The following is an 18,031-nucleotide window of genomic DNA, read 5'->3' as shown; positions in this document are numbered from 1 at the left end:
GGGCCGTCACCGGCAGGCGGGGTTTGCTGCGTCCGGAAACGCCAGGAAGGTGACGGTCGCCGGCACCAGCCGGATCGCCCCCGCAGGTGTTGCGCGCGGCTCAAGTCGGGGCAGTTCGTCGTCGGCACTCAGCGCGAGCGTCTTGCCGTTCAGCTGAACTGTCGCGTCTTGCAGCCGCCTCGCATGTATCGTGTAACGCTCGGCGGGGTGTGACAGCGTCAGGGTCAATGATGCGTGCCGCGACGCGTTGATTGCGAGCATGGACACGGCGCCCCGCATGCCCGGATGGCAATGCGCGTAGAGATGGAGATCTGGCGCGGCGACCGGGTTCGCGTCGAGCACGATCGTTCCCATCAGCCGATGCCAGAGCAGCGCAGCCCAGTAGCTCGGCCGCGGACGGAACGTTCCCTCGTCGAGCAGGCCGTAGTCGCTGGCGGCCAGCGTGTTGTGCATCACCACCTGGACGCCGGCCCTCGCCAGGCGTCCGTGCTGGTCGAGATAGCGGAATGTGTCGAGAAAGGTCTTGTCCGATGGATTGCCGCCGCAGGCGGCGTTTGCCGTCTCCGTCAGCCAGATCGGCTTGCCCGGCTCGAATGCGTCGCGCAGGGCCCGATAGGTCGCGAACGTCGCGTCGGTGCGTGCCAGCCAGTCCGCGGAGAGCGCCTGCGCCGGATCGTCGCGGCCGCCGCAGCGCGGCGAGAGCGTGTTGTAGTGATGATAGGAGAAGCGATCGATGCCGGGGGCGGATGCGGCCAGCAGATCGCGCGTGGTGATGCCCGACCCGGATGGCAACGGCGCGTCGCCGGTTGAACCCGGACCGACGATCAACGTCTCGGGCGCCGCGCGTTGCATCCATTCGCGAAAGATCCTGAAGTCCCGGCCATAAGCGGCCGCATCATATCCCGGCGGTGCGCCGTTCGTCGCCGCAAGCGTCGGCTCGTTCATGAATTCCACCGCCGCGATGTGGCCACCCAGCGAACGCGTCGCGTCGATCAGGCGCTGCGCCTGATCGGTCTTCCACACGCCATCCGCATCGCGGCTGCCCGGACTGATCGCGAAGGAGGTGACGATCTCCGCGTCGACTGCGCGCGCGAAGTCGATGACGTCGCGCCATCGGTTGCGGCTGAGCACGTCATTGAATCCCGGCGGGGGCTTGGCTGGCGCATGGTCCGTGTCGGCAAAGAACGTCGCATTGGCCCAGGTGCCGCTCACGCGCAGATAGGCCGGCGCCAAAGCGGCGGCGAGCTTGCGCAGCCGCGCATTGGCAAGATCGATCGGCGGCCTCTCGCCGTAACGATCCCGCTCATCGAGCGCGCGCATTGTTCGCGGATAAGGCTTCCAGAACCAGCCGCCGGTTACCTCCACCATCTCGATATTGTAGGATTGAAAGCGCGCATCGATCGTCCCGATCGCCTTCAGCTCGGCGGGTGCGATGGAGGCGCCGCCGGCGTGCGCCGCGTCTAACGTTGTGGCAGCGAGCAGGCTCATCAGCAGCATCTGCGGCCGAAGCAGTCCGAAGGCCGACTTGATCCGCGACACGGTCATCTGGTCCGCGGCGCGGGGGCGATGGATTTCCCTCCCGGCCGGCCCTTGCGCACCGAATTCCAGAAATTCTCGGCCGCCCGGGTCATGCGGGCCCGCGTGCGGAACAGCGAGACGCTGATCGGAATGTCCCAATCCGCGCCGCCGGCGCGCAACAGGCGGCCGCTGTCGAGATCGGCGCGGACGAGGCTCATCGGAGCCCACGTCACGCCGCGCCCTTCGCGCGCCATGTCGACCAGCAGCATGACCGGCGCGGCGAAGCCGGGCGCCAGCCACGCCGTCGAATCCTTCGCGGCCAGGAACGAGGTGACGAGCCGCCCCACGCCCGAGCCGGGGTGATAGGCGAGATAGGGCAGCGGCGCGCCCGATGCGCCGGGCAGGGCATAACGAGGCTGTGCCTTTTTGCTGCTGCGTCCACCGCGGCCCGGTTTTGCGGCCGGCGCGCTGATCGGGATCAGCACGTCGGTCGCGAGATCGACGCGCTGGAAGCGGTCCATGTCGAGCCGGCTCACCAGCGTCGGATGGTAGTGCGCCAGCATGAAATGGGCCTGCGCATCCAGAAGTAGCTTCTCGCAGCCGGCGAAATTCGAAGCGACGAGCTGAACGGCCGAGTCGGCCCGCGCGCTGTCGGAGTTGCGAATCCATTCCGGAAAGAAGGTCTGCGACAGTGAATGCGTGGCGGCAAAGGTGATGGTCTCGGCCTTCAGCCGCGCCACTTCGAGCGCTTCCTCGCGTCCGACCAGGACCCGGCGCAGCACGTCCTCCGCGACGGGGCGAAAACTCTCGCCGGCCGGCGTCAGCGTGATCGTGTGGGTCGAACGTTCGAACAGCGGTGTTCCCAGCCACTCCTCGAGCGACCTGATGCGGCGGCTCAGCGCCGGCTGGGTCACATGCCGTCGCTGGGCCGCGCGCGAGAACCCGCCTTCCTCGGCGATGGCAAGGAAATCCTCCAGCCAGACCAGGTCCATGATGCGGTTTTGTCCTCAAATCATACCGATACGGCATTAGCGCCTCGGGCGCTGCTGGTCCAATGTAAACAGCGCAAAACCAGAACAAGGCGCCACTACGCATGGCGCGACGATGCGTTGGAGGAAATCAATTGCAGATCGCCGCAACTCCGCTGTCGGAGCCTATATTGAGCCCGGTTTCCGAACGGCGCCGCAAGCCGCTCTGGCGCGAGCAGTATGTTCTGGTGGTCGCCGGCGCCGCGCTGGGTGCGCTGCTCGGCGCTCTGTTTCCGGCCTTCGCGGTCGAACTCAAGCCGCTCGGCGATGCCTTCATCTCGCTGATCAAGATGACGATCGCGCCGCTGATTTTCCTGGTGGTGGTCACCGGCATCGCGCAGGTCGGTGACATGAAGGCGGTTGGCCGAATCGGCCTCAAGGCCTTTGCCTATTTCGAGGCCGTGACGACGATCTGCCTGTTGATCAGCTTCGTGGTGGTGCGCTGGGTGCAGCCCGGCGCCGGCGTGGCGCATGCCACCGCGCAGCAGGCCGAGACCGTCGCGCGCTATTCGCAGGCTCATGTCGGGTCGCTGTCAGCCTACATCCAGCACATGATCCCGGAGAGTTTTGTCGGCGCGTTCGCGGCCGGCGACGTGCTCCAGGTTCTCGTGCTCGCGCTTCTGTGCGGCATCGGCTTGCTGCTGCTCGGCGAAAAGGCTGCTCCGCTGCGGACGGGCCTTGAGCGGATCACCGAACTCGTCTTCAGCGTCGTGCATGTCGTGGTGGCCTTGGCGCCGATCGGCGCCTTTGGTGCCATGGCTTTCACCGTGGCGAAGTTCGGCGCCGCCACGCTCTATGCGCTGGCGCTATTGGTCGGCACCGCCTGGGCGATGATGGCGTTCTTCATCTTCGTCATTCTCAACGTGATCTGCCGTCTCGCCGGCATCCGCCTGATGGACCTGTTGCGCCTCTTGCGCAACGAGCTGCTCGTCGTGCTCGGCACCTCCTCGTCGGAGACTGCCATCCCCGGCATGATGGAGAAGCTGCCGAAGGCGGGTGTGGGGCGGGCAGTCGCTGGCCTCGTCATTCCCTCCGGCTATTCCTTCAATCTCGATGGTGTCGCGCTGACGCTGCCGCTCTCCACGATGTTCGTCGCCCAGGTCTACGGCATCGAATTGTCGGCCGGCCAGCAATTGAGCCTGTTCGTGGTGATGCTGTTCACCAGCAAAGGCGCCGCGGGCGTCACCGGCGGCGCTTTCGCCGCGCTCGCCGCGACGGTGATCGCCGCGGGGTTGCCGGCGGAGGGACTGGCGCTGCTGCTCGGCATCGACCGCTTCATGTCGCTGGCGCGCGCCATCACCAACACCATCGGCAACGCGGTCGCCGCCATCGTGGTCGCGAAGTGGGATGGAGAATTCAACCGCGAGGACTGGGCCCAGTCCGCCGCTCAAATCCAAGCAGTGAAGTAAGGATCCAAGGCTTTCAATATGGCTACCAACACCAACGAACTGCCCGTCATTGCGCTGACCCCTGGCGACTGTACCGGCATTGGCCCCGAACAGATCGCGCGCATCCTCTCCGACGACCGGCTTGCTGACGCAGCCCGCCTCGTCGTTGTCGGCGATGCCCGCGTGCTCGAGATGGGCATGGCGCATGCCGGCGTGAACCTGAAGGTCGAGCGGATTGCCTCGCCCAAGGCGGCCAATTGGGGCCGCGGCACGGTGCAGCTCGTCGACCTCGGCAACACCGATCCCGCCAAATTCCCGATCGGCAAAGCCAGCGCCGAGTCCGGCCGGCTGACCGGCGAGACGCTGTCGCGCGCGATCGACTTCTCCAAGGCGGGTGAGGTTGACGCCATTACCTTCGCGCCGCTCAACAAGCGCGCGATGTTCGACGGCGGCTGGAAGTTCCCCGACGAGCACAAGATGTTCGCGAGCCTGCTCGGGCATAAGACTTACTTCTCTGAGATGAACGTGCTCGACGGCCAGTGGATGTCGCGCGTCACCGGGCATCAATCGCTGCGCGAGGCGCTCGACGGCATCAATCCGGAGAGCATCACGGACTCGATCGAGCTGGTCGACCGCATGATGCGGAGGGCTGGCGTCGCCAGGCCGCGCATCGCGGTCGCCGCGCTCAATCCGCATGCCGGCGAGAACGGCCTGTTCGGCCGCGACGAGATCGAGATGATCCGACCGACCGTCGAAGCCGCTGCGAAGCGCGGCATTGCGTGCACCGGGCCATATCCCGCTGACACCGTCTATATCCGCGCCTTCGCGGGCGAGTTCGACAGCGTGGTCGCGATGTATCACGACCAGGGCCAGATCGCGACCAAGCTGCGCGGCTTCAACCGCGGTGTCACCGTCACGGCGGGCCTTGAGACCGTCTTCACTACGCCGTCGCATGGCACCGCGTTCGACATCGTCGGCACGGGCGTCGCCAAGACCGGCGCGCTCGAAAGCGCGGTCCGCCTTGCAGCGCAACTGGTATCGATCAAGGTCAAGGAGGCTGCCCATGCAAACTGATCGCAGGACCCTGCTCCAGGCGGCGGCCGCGCTGCCGCTCGCAACCGTCGGCGCCAACGCCGCCTTCGCGCAGACGCCGGCCGCAACGCCCGCAGCAGCGCCACCCAAGGAGGTGACGCGTGCGCTGGCGCATTATCTCGTGACCGCGAGTTATGACGACCTGCCGGCCAATGTGCGCAAGGAAGGCGTGCGCACGCTGCTGAACTGGGTCGGCGTCGCCATCGGCGGATCGCATCACGAGACGGTCGATATCGCGGTCTCGGCGCTCGGTCCGTTCTCCGGGCCGCAGCAGGCCTCGCTGTTCGGGCGGCGCGAGCGGTTCGACATCATGAACGCGGCCTTCATCAACGGTGTGTCGAGCCATATCTTCGACTATGACGACACCCACCTGAAGACGATCATCCATCCTGCCGGTCCCGTGGCGTCGGCCATTCTCGCGCTGTCGGAGATGCAGCCGGTATCGGGCAAGGATTTCCTGAACGCGCTGGTGCTCGGCGTCGAGACCGAGTGCCGGATCGGCAACTCGGTCTATCCGAACCATTACGATGTCGGCTGGCACATCACCGGCACCGCCGGTGTGTTCGGCTCGGCCGCGGCCGTCGGCAAGCTGTTGAAGCTGAACGAGCAGCAGATGACATGGGCGCTCGGACTGGCCGCATCCCAGCCGGTGGGCCTGCGGGAATCCTTCGGCTCGATGAACAAGAGCTTCAATCCAGGCCGTGCCGCATCAAGCGGCATTTTCGCGGCGATCCTGGCCTCGAAGAATTTCACCTCGTCCGACGCCATGATCGAGGCCAAGCGCGGCTGGGCCAACACGATCAGCACCAAGCAGGACTACAACGAGATCCTCGGCGACCTCGGCAAACGCTATGAGGCCGCGCTCAATACCTACAAGCCATTCGCCTGCGGCATCGTCATGCACCCGGCGATCGACGCCGCGATCCAGCTCCGCAACGAGAGCAAGGTGACTGCGGACCAGATCGAGCGCGTCGACCTCAAGGTCCATCCCCTGGTGCTGGAACTCACCGGCAAGAAGACGCCGAAGGCGGGCCTCGAAGGCAAGTTCAGCATCTATCACGCGGTCGCGGTCGCCATCGTCGAGGGCGCCGGCGGCGAGAAGCAGTTCAGCGACCGGGCCGTGACCGATCCGACCGTCGTCGCGCTGCGCGGCAAGGTGAATCCGGTGATCACACCCGGCATCAAGCCGGAGCAGGTCGATCTCACCATCGTGCTCAAGGACGGCCGCAAGCTCAACCGCTACATCGAGCATGCGATCGGCAGCGTCGAGGTGCCGATGACGGACAAGCAGCTCGAAACCAAATTCTCGGACCTTGCAGAGGGTATCATCCCTGCTGCGACGATCCGGCGCGTGATGGACGCCTGCTGGAATGTCGAGAACCTGCCGAACGCGGCGGAGATCGCAAGGATGTCGGTCGCAACCTGACCGCGGAGGAGAACAGCATGCCGTCACGCCGCCGTTTCCTGCAGTCCGCCGGTTCGGTTGCCGCCTTGGTCGCCACCGGCGGCCGTGCGGCTCTCGCGGCGAGCCCAGGTGTCACCGAGCGTCTCGCCCGCTACATGGTCGTCGCGCGCGACCAGGAGCTGCCGGAGCAGGTGCTGCGTGAATGCAAGCACCGCATTCTCGATACGCTCGGCGCGATGGTTTCGGGCTCGCGCATGCGGCCGGGCGAAATGGCGCTGAAATATGTGCGCACCCTCGGCGGCGATGCACAGGCGTCCGTCGTCGGCTCCGATTTCCGGACCACGGCTGTCAACGCGGCGTTGGCGAACGCGATGTGTGCGCATGCCGACGAGACCGACGATTTCGAGCCCGTCACCAAGGCGCATCCTGGGTGTTCGGTCGTGCCGGCTGCACTCGCGATTGGCGAGCGCGAGCATCGCAGCGGACAGGACGTCATTCGCGCCGTCGCGCTCGGCTACGACCTGACCTGCCGGCTGCTGTTCGCTCTGGGTCCCGACCTCGTCCGCGGTTCGCATCGGAGTGCCGAAGGGACGTCCTCGACGTTTGGCGCGCTCGGGGCCGCCGCATCGCTGGCGCGGCTCGATGAAAAGGGAATGCGCTACGCGATCTCCTATTCGTCGCAGCAGGTGTCCGGCCTGTGGAGCTGGGTGAAGGATCACGATCACATCGAGAAGGCGTTCGACTTTGCCGGCATGGGGGCCCGCAACGGCGTCATGGCGGTCGACATGGTGAAAGCGGGCCTCACCGGCGTCGACGACGTGCTCGATGGCACCCACAATCTCTTCATCGCGCTGTCGACCGATCCGAAGCCGGAAGAGATGGTGAAGGATCTCGGCAAGCGCTTCTATGTCACGGAGACGGCGATCAAGACATTTTCGGTCGGCTATCCCATCCAGTCGCCCCTGGATGCAATGCTGACGTTGCGCAAGCAGCACAGCCTCACGCCAGATAATGTGCGTAATATTCTAGTCAAGCTGCCGACCGATGCGATGGGAATTGTGGGCGAGAGCGCGATGCCAGACGTCAACTGCCAGCATCTCGCGGCTGTCGCGCTGGTCAAGGGCGCCGTGTCGTTCAATGACAGTCACGACGTCGCGTTGATGCATGATCCAAAGATCCTGGAGCAGCGCGCCAAGGTGACGCTGGCCGGCGACAAGGCGCTGATGGACCCGGCGGCGCCGCGCGGTGCTGTCGTCGAGGTGACATTGACCGATGGCAGGAAGGTCGAGCACTTCACGAAGTATCCGCCGGGCACCAAGGAGAATCCGCTGAGCACGGAAGCAGTGGCGGCCAAGACGCGGGATCTGATTGCACCGGTATTGGGCAGTGACAGGGCCGAGAGGCTGATCGACCAGATCGGCAATCTCGAACGGCTTGACGACGTCGGCAAGTTGAGGCCATTGCTGACGGCGTGATGAATCAATCAACAACAAGACAAACATCAAGGAAGTGCCCATGCGCGGGGTTATGCGACGCACCTTTGTGGCCGCCTGTGCGGCCGTTCTGTTCTCCGGCTTCGCGGTAGCGCAGGATTATCCCTCCCGACCCGTCAAGATCATCGTGCCGTTCCCGGCCGGTGGGTCCAACGACATCATCGCCCGCATCGTCGCGCAGAAGCTGACCGAGCGGAACGGCCAGACCTTCCTCGTTGAGAACCGCGGCGGCGCCGGTGGCAATATCGGCGCCGAGACGGTCGCGAGCGCAGAGCCCGATGGCTACACCCTGCTGCTGACCGCGCCGCCTCCACTGACGATCAACGGCTCCCTCTACAAAAAGCTACCGTTCGATCCGGCCAAGGCCTTTGCGCCGGTGGCGCTGATCGCCTCGGTGCCGATTGTGCTGGTCGTCAATCCGTCGGTGCAGGCGAAGAACGTGGGTGAGCTGATCGCGCTGGCCAAGGCGAAGCCCGGCTCGCTCAATTTCGGCTCGTCCGGCATCGGCTCGACGAATCATCTGGCGGGCGAATTGCTCAAGAGCATGGCCGGCGTGGACATCGTCCACGTGCCCTATCGCGGCGCCGCGCCAGCGATGAACGATCTGCTCGCGGGCCAGATCCCCTTCATGTTCGACAACATGCCGGCGGTGCTGCCGCAGGTGCAGGGCAGGGCCATCAATGCGATCGCGGTTGCTGGTACCAAGCGTGCGGAAGCACTGCCCGACGTGCCGACCGTGGCCGACACCATTCCCGGCTTCGAGGCTTCGTCCTGGTTTGGGCTGGTGGCGCCGGCCAAGACGCCAGCACCCGCGCTCGCCAAGCTGAGCGGCGAGCTCGAGACCATTCTGAAGATGCCCGACGTCAAGAAGCGGCTTGCCGAGCTTGGCGCCGAGCCCGGCACGGTGTTTGGGCCGGCGTTCGGGCAGTTCATGGCGGACGAAACCACGAAGTGGGGCAAGCTCGTCAAGGCGTCCGGCGCCACAGTGGATTAGGGTAGCGTCATGGATCTCAATCTGGGCGGCAAGGTTGCCGTCGTTACCGGCGGCAGCATCGGTATCGGCCGCGCGATCGCCGCCGAACTCGCGCGCGAGCAGGCGCATGTCGTCATCGTCGCCCGCGATGCCGAGCGGCTTTCGGCGTCAGCACAGGAAATGTCGCGGGACACCGGCCGGCGTGTGATCGCCTGTGCCGGCGACATGACCAAGCCCGACGACATCGCGCGAGCGATGACCACCGCGCGCGAGGCCTTCGGCCGCATCGATATCCTCGTCAACAACGCCGGCGCCTCTCCGATGGGCCGGATCGCGGAGACGCCGGATGCGACCTGGGCCAAATCGATCGAGCTGAAGCTGCTCGGCTACATGCGCTGTGCGCGCAATGTCCTGCCGGAAATGCGCGACCGCCGCTGGGGCCGCGTCATCAACATCATCGGCCGCAGCGGCCACCAGCCGCGCGCGGCCTATATGGCGGGCGGCGCGGTCAACGCGGCGCTGCTGAACTTCACGCTGGCGCTCGCCGAGGAATGCGCGCCCGACAATGTGCTGGTCACCGGCGTCAATCCCGGACCGGTGCAGACCGACCGCTGGGACAGCCTCATCTCTCAAGGTGCGGCGATCGCCGGGCAAGATCAGGGCGCGACCAATGCTGCGGCGATCGCCTCGGTTCCGCTCGGCCGCGTCGGGCAGCCGCACGAGGTGTCCGGCATCGTCGCGTTCCTCTGTTCAGACCGCGCGTCCTTCATTACTGGTACCTGCATCAATGTCGATGGCGGCGGAACGAGGTGTATCTGATGGGTAGCGAACTGCGGAAGATCGGTGTCAGCGAGGATTGCGAGCTTGCGGTTCGCATCGATGATTATCTGCTGCCATGGGACGTCAAACCGCCGGTCGTGATGCTGCACGGGCTCGCCGAGAGCGGCGAGGCGTTCCGGCGCTGGGTGCCCTATTTCGCCACGCATCACCTCGTGGTGCGCCCGGATCTGCGCGGCTACGGCGATTCGACGCCGATGCAGGGCGATTATGTCTATCGCTTCGCAGGCCTTGGCGACGACATCATCCGGATGCTGGACGTGCTGAAGCTCGATCGCGTTTTCCTGGTTGGCGGCAAGATCGGCGGCACCCTGGCGATGCACCTGACCGCAAAACACCCGGATCGCGTGATCGCAGTCGCCGCGGTCGGTGCGCCGGCCTCGCTCACCTCGTTCAACGAGCGGGCGCCGACCTGGCGCAAGCAGATCCGCGAGCAGGGCGTCGAGCCCTGGGTGCGCGAGACCACGGCCGGCCGGCTCGGCTCGTCGCTGCCGCCGGCGGCGCTGGACTGGTGGATCAAGCTGATGTCGAAGACCAAGGCTTCGACGCTGGAGGCGTTTTTGCAGATGGTGCCGACGGTCGATGTCACCGGCGAGCTTCCGTCCATCAAGCGCCCGGCGCTGGTGATCACCACGACCGGCTCCGGTCTCGGCGACGTCGCCTCCGTGAAGGCATGGCAGGAAACGATTCCAGGCTCGAAGCTGGAAGTGCTACCGGGCGATTCCTATCACGTCGCCGCGACTGACCCGGACGCGTGCGCGCAAAAAGTTCGCGCGTTCTTCGATCGCGTCGCGACTTAAGACGTACAGGGCGGGCCATTGGCCCGCCCCGCATTTGGCTCTAAGACTACCGTTCGACAAGAAACGGCAAATATCAGGGAGTGAAGCCATGACAAAAACCACGCGACGCAGCGTGCTCACGGCCGCAGCCGCGATGACAGCGGCAGGCCTTACTGAGGCGGCGCCGGCCGCCGCGCAGGCCGGACCGAAGCCGATCTTCCCGGTGCCGATGGTCACGATTCCGATCGTCGGCGAGACCCAGGTGTTCCAGGTCCGCCGCATCTACTGCATCGGCCGCAACTATGCCGCGCACGCGATCGAGCGCGGGTCGGATCCGAACCGCGAGCCACCCTTCTTCTTCCAGAAGCCGACGGACGCGATCCAGAACGTCGCGATCGGCGAGGTTGCCGACCACCCCTATCCGTCGCTGACCAAGAACTATCATCACGAGGTCGAGCTGGTCGCCGCGCTGAAATCGGGAGGCATCAGCATCCCGGCCGACAAGGCGCTCGATCACGTCTATGGCTACGCGCTCGGCCTCGACATGACCCGGCGCGATCTCCAGAACGGCATGGCCGCGGAGAAGAAGCCCTGGGAGATCGGCAAGAGCTTTGACCACGCCGCGGTGATCGGCCCTATCCACCCCGTGAGCAAAACCGGCCACTTCGAGAAGGGCGCCATTTCGCTCGCGATCAACGGCACGGTGAAACAGAACTCGGATCTCAGCAAGATGATCTGGAGCGTTGCCGAGCAGATCGCAAAGCTCTCCGAAGCGTTCGAGCTGAAGGCCGGCGACGTCATCTATTCCGGCACGCCGGAGAATGTCGGCCCGGTGGTGAAGGGCGACGTTCTGCTGTGCAAGCTCGAGGGCCTGCCGGATATGTCGATCAAGATCGTGTAGTTCTTTACCTCTCCCCGTAAGAACGGGGGCGAGGGAGCGCGCCGTCAGCTTGTCGACGGATTGTCCAATCTTGGAGGCGCTAAATGTTGCGGCGTGGTCTGATTGCTGCGTTGGGCTTGGTCTTCATCATGACCTCCATTCCCAGCTCGAAAGCCGAAGGCCCCGTCGACATCGCGCCGACGGGAGCGCTCCGCGTGGCGGTGGCCGTCGGCCCGGCCGCGTCGGCGTTCTGGACGACGCGCGATCCATCGACCGGAAAACCGCGCGGCGTTACGGTCGAACTCGCCAAGGCTGCCGCTGACAAGCTGCACGTTCCGCTTCAGCTCGTCGAATACCCGAGCTCCGACGAGATCGCCGCCGCCGGCAGCAAGGACGTCTGGGATCTCTCTTTCATGCCGGCGGACGTCAAGCGCGAGCAGTTCGTGGACCAAGGGCCCGCTTACGTCGCCTATATGAGCGGCTATCTCACCCGCGCCGGATCGGACATCCGGATCGTTGCGGATGTCGATCGCGCCGGCATGCGGGTCGGCTGTATCGAAGGGACATCGACGTCACGCACGGTCGAAAAATCCTTGAAGCAGGCGAAGCTGACAAAGTTCGTGAAGCCGGAAGAGGCGGCCGAATTGATCGGCAAGGGGCAGCTCGATGCTCTCGCCATGGGAATGGGAGCCTTGGAAGACCTTTCGCGAAAGCTGCCCGGAACCAAGGTGCTGGATGAGGTGATCCAGTCGACCGGCGTGGTCGTGGTCGTTCCCAAGGGCAAGGCCGTGGCGAAGACCTGGGCGGCGCGCTTCCTGGATGAAGCCAAGATAGACGGCACCGTGCGTCGTGCGCTCGATGGTAATGGATTTACCAGCGACAAGATCGCGCCGTGATCTGGCCCCGCTGGAACCGCGAGTGGCGGCGGAGGTCTTTGAATTGCCGGAGTTCCATCGGCCATTGCCCCGTGTTGGGCAACGAACAAACCTCGTGCGGCCATATTTGAGTAAGAGTGATCTCCCGAGAGGGAGGCGCTTGCGATGAAGAAAGTTCTGATCACTGCGGTCGTGCTGCTGGCTGGCGTGCCTGCGAGCGCCGTTGCGCAGGAGCGCGCTGGTGCTGCGGCGATAGGCGCCGTGTCCGGGGCCGTCGTGCTCGGTCCGGTCGGTGCGGTCGCGGGTGCAGTGATTGGCTATACCGCCGGTCCTTCAATCGCGAGGTCATGGGGCGTGAGAGGTTCGCGGTCGGCAAGACACCAGCAGCCGCCACGCCGCGAGGCGTACCGCGCAGCCGCAACCGGCGCTCCGCCGAGCGCACGTGAGGCGATGAATGCCAACGGCCAGATCAGAGCCGCCAGCAATCCGAATCCGCCGGCTCAAGCCGCGCCTCCGGTGCAGCCAGTTCAAGCTGCCCCGGCTCCGCCGGCGGAGACTTCGACCCCGCCCGTTCAGGGACTCGAATGAGGCTCCGGCTTTAGGCCGCGGTCGTCTTCGGCCGCAGCCGGTCGACGGTCCGTGCGATCAGCGCGGCCACCTCCGGCACTTTTGGACCAATGCGAAATTCCGGCCCTGCGACGACGACCGAGAGCCGGCGATCACCGATCGGCAGCGGGATCGCCGCGCCGGCGAGATCGCGGCTGTAATCGGCAAAGCTCTGGCAATAGCCGCGCGCGATCGAATTGCGCAGCTCGATCTCGACGGCCTCGATGCTGATCGGCGTCGACGGGCCGTATTGCTTGAACTCGATCTTACGATAGACGGAGTCGCGCTCTTCCTGTGAATATTGCAGCAGCAGCGCGCGGCCGCTGGCGGTGGCGTGGATCGGAACGCGGTGCCCGATGGTCGCGAAATAGCGGATCGCGGCCTGGGATTCGACGACGTCGATGAACACCGCCATGACGCCCGCCGGCGCCACAATCGATGCGGTCTCGCCGGTCTCCGCCGAGAGATCTGCGATCAGCTGATGCGTCCACGGCGGCAGCGGCTCGACCTCGGAGATCATCCGCGCCATCGCCAGCCAGCGCGGCGTCGGATAGAAACCGGCGCGCGGCCGCGGCTCATAGAGGTACCCCTTCTCCGACAGCGTCGCGAGCAGGTTGAAGGTCGACGAGCGCGGCCAGCCGAAATGATCGGCGATCTCAGCAAGCGTCGCCGGCTTCCTCGTTTGCGCGAAGAATTCCATGATCTCCAGGACGTTTGCGGCTTGGCGAACGATCATGGTGGCGGCGTTCCGATCTAGGTCTGGCCGAGGATCTTCTTCGCGGCGCGAAGATGCGGCTTGTCGATCATCTGGCCGTCGAGCCGCAGCGTGCCGGAGTTCGGATTGCTCGCGAATGCGGCGATCACTTTTTCCGCCCAGGTGCGCTCAGCCTCGGTCGGCTCGAACGCCGCGTTGACGACGTCGACATGTTTCGGGTGGATCAGCGCCTTCGCCGAAAACCCGTCGCGCCGCGCGGCGCGCGTTTCCTGCTCGAGGCCGGCGAGATTATCGATGTCAGTATAGACGGTGTCGATCGGCGCGACCTCGGCCGCGGCCGCGGCCATCAGGCAAAGATCGCGCGCGAGGCGGTAGGGGCTGTGGAACACGCCGCCTGCGGCCTTTTCCGTGGCGCCGAGCGAAGCCGAGAGATCCTCCGCACCCCACATCAATCCGGCGAGGCGGGGGGAGCAGCCCTTGTAGCTGCCGAGGCCGAAGATCGAGCTGGCTGTCTCCGTCGCGACGCAGACGATGCGCGTCGCGCCGACGGTGATGCCGGCCGCGGCTTCCAAGGCTTCGAGCCAGGTTGCAACCTGGCGCACGTCATCGCCGCCTTGCGATTTCGGCAGAACGATGCCGTCGGGCTTGCCGGGCATCACCGCGGCGAGATCGGTGAGCGTCAGGCCGGTGTCGAGCGCGTTGACGCGGACATAGAGCTGATGCGGGCCGGGGCGGCCCTTCAGCATCGCAAGCGTCAGGGTGCGCGCCTCCGGCTTCTTGTCGGTGACGACGGAATCCTCGAGATCGATGATCAGCGCGTCGGCCTTGCCTTCGCTCGCCTTCTCGAATTTGCGCGGGGAATCCCCCGGCACGAACAGCATCGAACGCATCAGACCGGCCTCTTGTGCATCATCGCCATGCGGCGGCATTTGCCGACGATCTCGTCGTTCTGGTTCAAGGCGTGGTGCTCGAACTCGACGATACCCGCTCTCGGGCGCGATTTGGATTCCCTCAACGAAAGCACCTTCGTCGTCGCCCGCAAGGTGTCGCCATGGAAGACCGGTTTTGGAAACGTGACGTCGGTCATGCCGAGATTGGCAACAGTGGTCCCCATGGTCGTATCATAGACCGTCATGCCGATCATGATGCCGAGGGTGTAAAGGCTGTTGAAAATGCGCTGGCCGAACTCGGTCTTTTCAGCGAAATGCGCGTCGATATGCAGCGGCTGCGGGTTGAGCGTCAGCAGGCTGAACATGGTGTTGTCCATCTCCGTGACGGTCCGGGTCAGCGGATGCCTGAACTCCTGGCCCACAGAAAAGTCCTCGAAATAAAGCCCGGCCATCGCGGTTTCCTCCCTGTATAGCTGCGATTCTGGCCAGCGCTGCCGTTAGGGCGGCGCGGCCAGGTGAACTGCTTTTTGCTCTGCGAGCTGCTCGATCTCGTCGGTCGAGAAGCCGGCCTCGCGCAAAATGTCGCGGCCATGCTGGCCGAGCGTCGGTGCGGGGCCGGCGGCTTCCGGCTGGGTTACGCTCCAGGTGGAGGGCACGCGCATCTGGCGGATCCGGCCTTCCACGGGATGATCCACCGTCCTGAAGAAGTCGATCGCATTGAGATGCGGATCGTCGAGGATCGTCTCCAGCGTGTGCATCGGCATCACCGGAATGTCGGCGCGCTCGAGCAGATCGCGCCATTCTGCGGTGGTGCGTGTGAGGAAGATGTGGCCGATCTCCTCGTAGATCTCGTCGATGTGCTTCGTCCGCGCGGCGTGGTTGGCGAAGCGCGGCTGATCGAGGAAATGCGGCTGTCCGATCGCCTCGAAGAAGCTGCGCCAGTGCTTGTCGTTGTAGATGAGGACGCAGAGATAGCCGTCACTGGTCTTGTAGGGGCGGCGATAGCGCGACAGCAGGCGGGCATAGCCGCCATGGTCGAGCGGCGGATCGTAGGTGAGGCCGCCCAGATGATCGACCAGCACGAACTCCGTCATCGATTCGAACATCGGCACGTCGATGCGTTGGCCAACGCCGGTGCGGCTCTGATGCATCAGCCCGCCCATGATCGCATTGACCAACATCAGGCCGACGATGCGGTCGGCGATGGTGACGGGGACGTAGCGCGGCGTGCCGTCGCCGGCCGCCGCAAGCAGCGTCGGAATCGTGGCGGCGCCCTGGATGAGATCGTCATAGGCGGGCTTTGCGGCATAGGGCCCGGACTGGCCGTAGCCGAACGCGCCGACATAGATGAGCGCGGGGTTGATCTCGCGAAGTGTCTCGTAGTCGAGGCCGAGCCGCGCCATTGCCTGTGGGCGCACGTTGTAGACGAGCGCGTTGGCGTGCTTCGCCAGCCGCAGCAAGGTGTCGCGGCCTTCCGTCTTCTTCAGGTCGAGCACGATGCTGCGCTTGCCGCGATTGGCATTGAGGAACATCCCGCCCATGCCGGGCGTGCGGCCGGGACCGATCTGGCGAACGATGTCGCCCTCAGGGCTTTCGACCTTGATCACGTCGGCGCCCATGTCCGCCAGCACCTGGGTGCCGTAGGGGCCCATCAGCACCGAGGTCAGGTCGAGAATGGTGAAGCCGGCGAGCGGTCCCATGAGGCCTCGTTGGATAAATTCATATACGTGAAGTTAGAGTTCATAAAATAGCGGTGTCAATTCGGCGACTCCAGTTTACGGCGCATGGCTCCATGAATAATTCATATACTTGACAGATAAATTCACCTATATGTACATTTTCAAGCAAGAAATAGAGCGAGGGCCGGACGGCGCCGCAGCAATTCGCTGCCGCGTTCGGCGTGGGGACGCGTCAAGGAGAACGACATGAAGAAGAATCTGGTCCGGGCTGCAGCAGTGCTCGCTCTCTCGCTGCCGGTCTCGACGCTGCAGGCGCAGGCCCTGGAGCTGAAGGTCGCCGATAGCTTCCCCGCCGGTCACTATCTCGTCCGCCTGATGCTGAAGCCCTGGATGGACGACGTCACAAGGCGCACCAACGGTGCGGTGACCTTCACCTATTATCCGAACCAGCAGATCGGCAAGGCGGCGGACATGCTGCGGCTCACCCAGTCCGGCGTGGTCGATATCGGCTACATCGGACCGTCCTACGTCTCCGACAAGATGCCGCTGTCGGAGGTCGCGCAATTGCCGGGTGCGTTCGAGACTGCGTGCCAGGGCACGATGGCTTATTGGAAGGCTGCGCGCGAAGGCATTCTGGCCAAGCAGGAATACGCGCCGAACAAGATCAAGCTGCTGCTCGCCGTAGTGCTGCCGCCCTACCAGGTGTGGACCGTCAAGTCGAAGGTGGAAACCACCAAGGACATGCAGGGCCTGAAGCTGCGCACCACCGGCGGCGCGCAGGACCTGACGCTGCGTGCGCTCAACGCCGTGCCGGTGCGCATGGCTGCGCCCGATGCCTATGAGTCGCTGTCGCGCGGCACCATGGACGGCCTGCTGTTCCCGCTCGACAGCGTCGTCTCATACGGCCTCGACAAGCTGGTCAAGCACGCCACCGAAGGCGTCAGCTTCGGCAGCTTCATCGTTGCCTACTCCATCAACCAGTCGGTCTGGGACAAGCTACCCGACGACGTGAAGAAGGCGATGAACGAGGCTTCGGAGGCGATTACGCCGCAAGCCTGCGCCGGCGTCGAAAAGGAAGGCGAAGTCACCAGGAAGCAAATGCAGGACGAAGGCATCAGCTTCGATCCGCTGCCGGAGGCGACGCGCACCGAGATCAAGGACAAGCTCAAGGGCGTCGGCAAGGAGTGGGCGAGCGGGCTCGACAGCCGCGGCAAGCAGGCGTCTGCCGCGCTGAAGGAGTTCGACGATCTGCTCGCCGCGGGCGGCGCCAAGTAGAGCGCCAGGTAGTCCGACATCCAACAGGGAGGCGCTAGAGGTGATCAAACGGGCAGGAGATGTGCTCGGCGCGCTGGAGCGCGCGCTGACGGTGATCGCGGTGGTGTTCATGTTCGTGATCATGCTGCTGGTGGTGACCGACGTGTTCATGCGTTACGCGCTGAACAGCCCTTTCTCCTTCACCTATGATCTGATCGGGCTCTATCTCCTCGCTGGCGTGTTCTTCTTCACGCTGTCGGACGCGCTGCGTGAGCATGTCCATGTCGGCGTGGACATCCTCTTGTCGCGCTTCTCGCTGACGGGGCGACGGTTGTCCGAGATCGTCACGGCGCTCGCCGGCCTGTTCGTATTCATCCTGATCTGCAAGGTCGGGTTCGAGCGCGCGCTGGAGAATTACGAGCAGCACGACGTGCTCTCCGGCGCGATCCCCTGGCCGACCTGGATTTCGGCGGCGCTGGTGCCGTTCGGCTGCGGCGTGCTGGTGCTGCGGCTGGCGCTGCAGCTCGTCGGCAATGTGCTGAGCCTCGTCAGCGGCCGCGACCTCTATCCGCTGCCGCCGGTGACCGGCGTCGGCGAAGCACGCGGCTTCGAGTAACGG

Annotated in this window: 17 protein-coding genes and 1 pseudogene; 12 read left to right on the top strand and 6 right to left on the bottom strand. The window is 65.0% G+C overall.

What is annotated here, in order from left to right; translation table 11 throughout:
• Positions 1-6: 6 nt before the first annotated feature.
• Together CT676_RS14850 and CT676_RS14845 are read right to left on the bottom strand one after the other, a co-directional pair.
• Positions 7-1,545 (bottom strand): hypothetical protein, encoded by a 1,539-nt coding sequence (locus tag CT676_RS14850; protein WP_085405263.1) that lies wholly within the window; start codon positions 1,543-1,545, stop codon positions 7-9.
• A complete protein-coding gene (locus CT676_RS14845; RefSeq protein WP_085405262.1) occupies positions 1,542-2,510 on the bottom strand; it encodes a LysR family transcriptional regulator in 969 nt (322 codons plus the stop codon). The genes CT676_RS14850 and CT676_RS14845 overlap by 4 nt, the downstream gene beginning before the upstream one ends.
• 167 nt (positions 2,511-2,677) lie before the next feature.
• On the opposite strand from CT676_RS14845, the gene CT676_RS14840 reads away from it, so the two are divergent.
• The 10 genes from CT676_RS14840 (at position 2,678) to CT676_RS14795 (ending at position 12,856) form a co-directional block, all read left to right on the top strand.
• Positions 2,678-3,955 (top strand): cation:dicarboxylase symporter family transporter, encoded by a 1,278-nt coding sequence (locus tag CT676_RS14840; protein ID WP_244623167.1) that lies wholly within the window; start codon positions 2,678-2,680, stop codon positions 3,953-3,955.
• An 18-nt stretch (positions 3,956-3,973) separates the two neighbouring features.
• A complete protein-coding gene (locus CT676_RS14835) occupies positions 3,974-5,008 on the top strand; it encodes a 4-hydroxythreonine-4-phosphate dehydrogenase PdxA (RefSeq protein WP_085405260.1) in 1,035 nt (344 codons plus the stop codon).
• Complete coding sequence (locus CT676_RS14830) at positions 4,998-6,452, top strand: MmgE/PrpD family protein (RefSeq protein ID WP_085405259.1); 1,455 nt, start codon at positions 4,998-5,000, stop codon at positions 6,450-6,452. The genes CT676_RS14835 and CT676_RS14830 overlap by 11 nt, the downstream gene beginning before the upstream one ends.
• Positions 6,453-6,469: 17 nt before the next feature.
• Positions 6,470-7,906, top strand: a complete 1,437-nt coding sequence (locus CT676_RS14825; protein ID WP_085405258.1) for an MmgE/PrpD family protein — start codon at positions 6,470-6,472, stop codon at positions 7,904-7,906.
• A gap of 40 nt (positions 7,907-7,946) precedes the next feature.
• Positions 7,947-8,918, top strand: a complete 972-nt coding sequence (locus tag CT676_RS14820) for a tripartite tricarboxylate transporter substrate binding protein (protein WP_085405257.1) — start codon at positions 7,947-7,949, stop codon at positions 8,916-8,918.
• A 9-nt stretch (positions 8,919-8,927) separates the two neighbouring features.
• Complete coding sequence (locus CT676_RS14815) at positions 8,928-9,716, top strand: SDR family NAD(P)-dependent oxidoreductase (RefSeq protein WP_085405256.1); 789 nt, start codon at positions 8,928-8,930, stop codon at positions 9,714-9,716.
• Positions 9,716-10,534: an alpha/beta hydrolase gene (locus tag CT676_RS14810; protein WP_085405255.1), complete on the top strand. Its 819-nt coding sequence runs from the start codon at positions 9,716-9,718 to the stop codon at positions 10,532-10,534. Before CT676_RS14815 ends, CT676_RS14810 begins: the two co-directional genes overlap by 1 nt.
• 88 nt (positions 10,535-10,622) lie before the next feature.
• Positions 10,623-11,414, top strand: a complete 792-nt coding sequence (locus CT676_RS14805; protein WP_085405254.1) for a fumarylacetoacetate hydrolase family protein — start codon at positions 10,623-10,625, stop codon at positions 11,412-11,414.
• An 83-nt stretch (positions 11,415-11,497) separates the two neighbouring features.
• A complete protein-coding gene (locus tag CT676_RS14800; RefSeq protein WP_085405253.1) occupies positions 11,498-12,289 on the top strand; it encodes a transporter substrate-binding domain-containing protein in 792 nt (263 codons plus the stop codon).
• 144 nt (positions 12,290-12,433) lie between these two features.
• Positions 12,434-12,856 carry a hypothetical protein gene (locus tag CT676_RS14795; protein WP_135214837.1) on the top strand — a complete coding sequence of 141 codons (423 nt, stop codon included), beginning with the start codon at positions 12,434-12,436 and terminating at the stop codon, positions 12,854-12,856.
• Between the two features lie 10 nt (positions 12,857-12,866).
• Here the strand turns inward: CT676_RS14795 and CT676_RS14790 are convergent, their stop codons facing one another.
• The 4 genes and pseudogenes from CT676_RS14790 to CT676_RS14775 form a co-directional block, all read right to left on the bottom strand.
• Positions 12,867-13,610 carry a helix-turn-helix domain-containing protein gene (locus tag CT676_RS14790; RefSeq protein ID WP_063981375.1) on the bottom strand — a complete coding sequence of 248 codons (744 nt, stop codon included), beginning with the start codon at positions 13,608-13,610 and terminating at the stop codon, positions 12,867-12,869.
• A gap of 17 nt (positions 13,611-13,627) precedes the next feature.
• Positions 13,628-14,479, bottom strand: coding sequence for a CoA ester lyase (locus CT676_RS14785; protein WP_085405322.1), 852 nt, complete (start codon positions 14,477-14,479; stop codon positions 13,628-13,630).
• Positions 14,479-14,952 (bottom strand): annotated as a pseudogene (locus CT676_RS14780) (MaoC family dehydratase); the annotation flags it as partial. The pseudogene CT676_RS14780 and the gene CT676_RS14785, both read right to left, overlap by 1 nt.
• A gap of 24 nt (positions 14,953-14,976) precedes the next feature.
• Positions 14,977-16,179, bottom strand: a complete 1,203-nt coding sequence (locus tag CT676_RS14775) for a CoA transferase (RefSeq protein ID WP_085405251.1) — start codon at positions 16,177-16,179, stop codon at positions 14,977-14,979.
• Between the two features lie 225 nt (positions 16,180-16,404).
• Between CT676_RS14775 and dctP the strand changes: the two genes are divergently transcribed.
• Positions 16,405-17,433 (top strand): TRAP transporter substrate-binding protein DctP, encoded by a 1,029-nt coding sequence (gene dctP / locus CT676_RS14770; protein WP_085405250.1) that lies wholly within the window; start codon positions 16,405-16,407, stop codon positions 17,431-17,433.
• Between the two features lie 40 nt (positions 17,434-17,473).
• A complete protein-coding gene (locus CT676_RS14765) occupies positions 17,474-18,028 on the top strand; it encodes a TRAP transporter small permease (protein WP_028147088.1) in 555 nt (184 codons plus the stop codon).
• The last annotated feature ends 3 nt before the right edge of the window (positions 18,029-18,031 follow it).

The organism is Bradyrhizobium sp. MOS001 (assembly GCF_004634465.1).
Taxonomy (GTDB): Bacteria; Pseudomonadota; Alphaproteobacteria; order Rhizobiales; family Xanthobacteraceae; genus Bradyrhizobium; species Bradyrhizobium barranii.
The sequence above is the reverse complement of the archived record's forward strand: the minus strand, read 5'-3'. Positions and strand labels throughout refer to the sequence as shown.

Coding starts and splice junctions, on each gene's coding strand:
- CT676_RS14830 (WP_085405259.1), top strand. CDS start 4,998: ATGCAAACTGATCGCAGGACCCTGCTCCAGGCGGCGGCCGCGCTGCCG.
- CT676_RS14820 (WP_085405257.1), top strand. CDS start 7,947: ATGCGCGGGGTTATGCGACGCACCTTTGTGGCCGCCTGTGCGGCCGTT.
- CT676_RS14835 (WP_085405260.1), top strand. CDS start 3,974: ATGGCTACCAACACCAACGAACTGCCCGTCATTGCGCTGACCCCTGGC.
- dctP (WP_085405250.1), top strand. CDS start 16,405: ATGAAGAAGAATCTGGTCCGGGCTGCAGCAGTGCTCGCTCTCTCGCTG.
- CT676_RS14810 (WP_085405255.1), top strand. CDS start 9,716: ATGGGTAGCGAACTGCGGAAGATCGGTGTCAGCGAGGATTGCGAGCTT.
- CT676_RS14775 (WP_085405251.1), bottom strand. CDS start 16,179: ATGGGACCGCTCGCCGGCTTCACCATTCTCGACCTGACCTCGGTGCTG.
- CT676_RS14785 (WP_085405322.1), bottom strand. CDS start 14,479: ATGCGTTCGATGCTGTTCGTGCCGGGGGATTCCCCGCGCAAATTCGAG.
- CT676_RS14790 (WP_063981375.1), bottom strand. CDS start 13,610: ATGATCGTTCGCCAAGCCGCAAACGTCCTGGAGATCATGGAATTCTTC.
- CT676_RS14850 (WP_085405263.1), bottom strand. CDS start 1,545: ATGACCGTGTCGCGGATCAAGTCGGCCTTCGGACTGCTTCGGCCGCAG.
- CT676_RS14825 (WP_085405258.1), top strand. CDS start 6,470: ATGCCGTCACGCCGCCGTTTCCTGCAGTCCGCCGGTTCGGTTGCCGCC.
- CT676_RS14815 (WP_085405256.1), top strand. CDS start 8,928: ATGGATCTCAATCTGGGCGGCAAGGTTGCCGTCGTTACCGGCGGCAGC.
- CT676_RS14795 (WP_135214837.1), top strand. CDS start 12,434: ATGAAGAAAGTTCTGATCACTGCGGTCGTGCTGCTGGCTGGCGTGCCT.
- CT676_RS14805 (WP_085405254.1), top strand. CDS start 10,623: ATGACAAAAACCACGCGACGCAGCGTGCTCACGGCCGCAGCCGCGATG.
- CT676_RS14845 (WP_085405262.1), bottom strand. CDS start 2,510: ATGGACCTGGTCTGGCTGGAGGATTTCCTTGCCATCGCCGAGGAAGGC.
- CT676_RS14800 (WP_085405253.1), top strand. CDS start 11,498: ATGTTGCGGCGTGGTCTGATTGCTGCGTTGGGCTTGGTCTTCATCATG.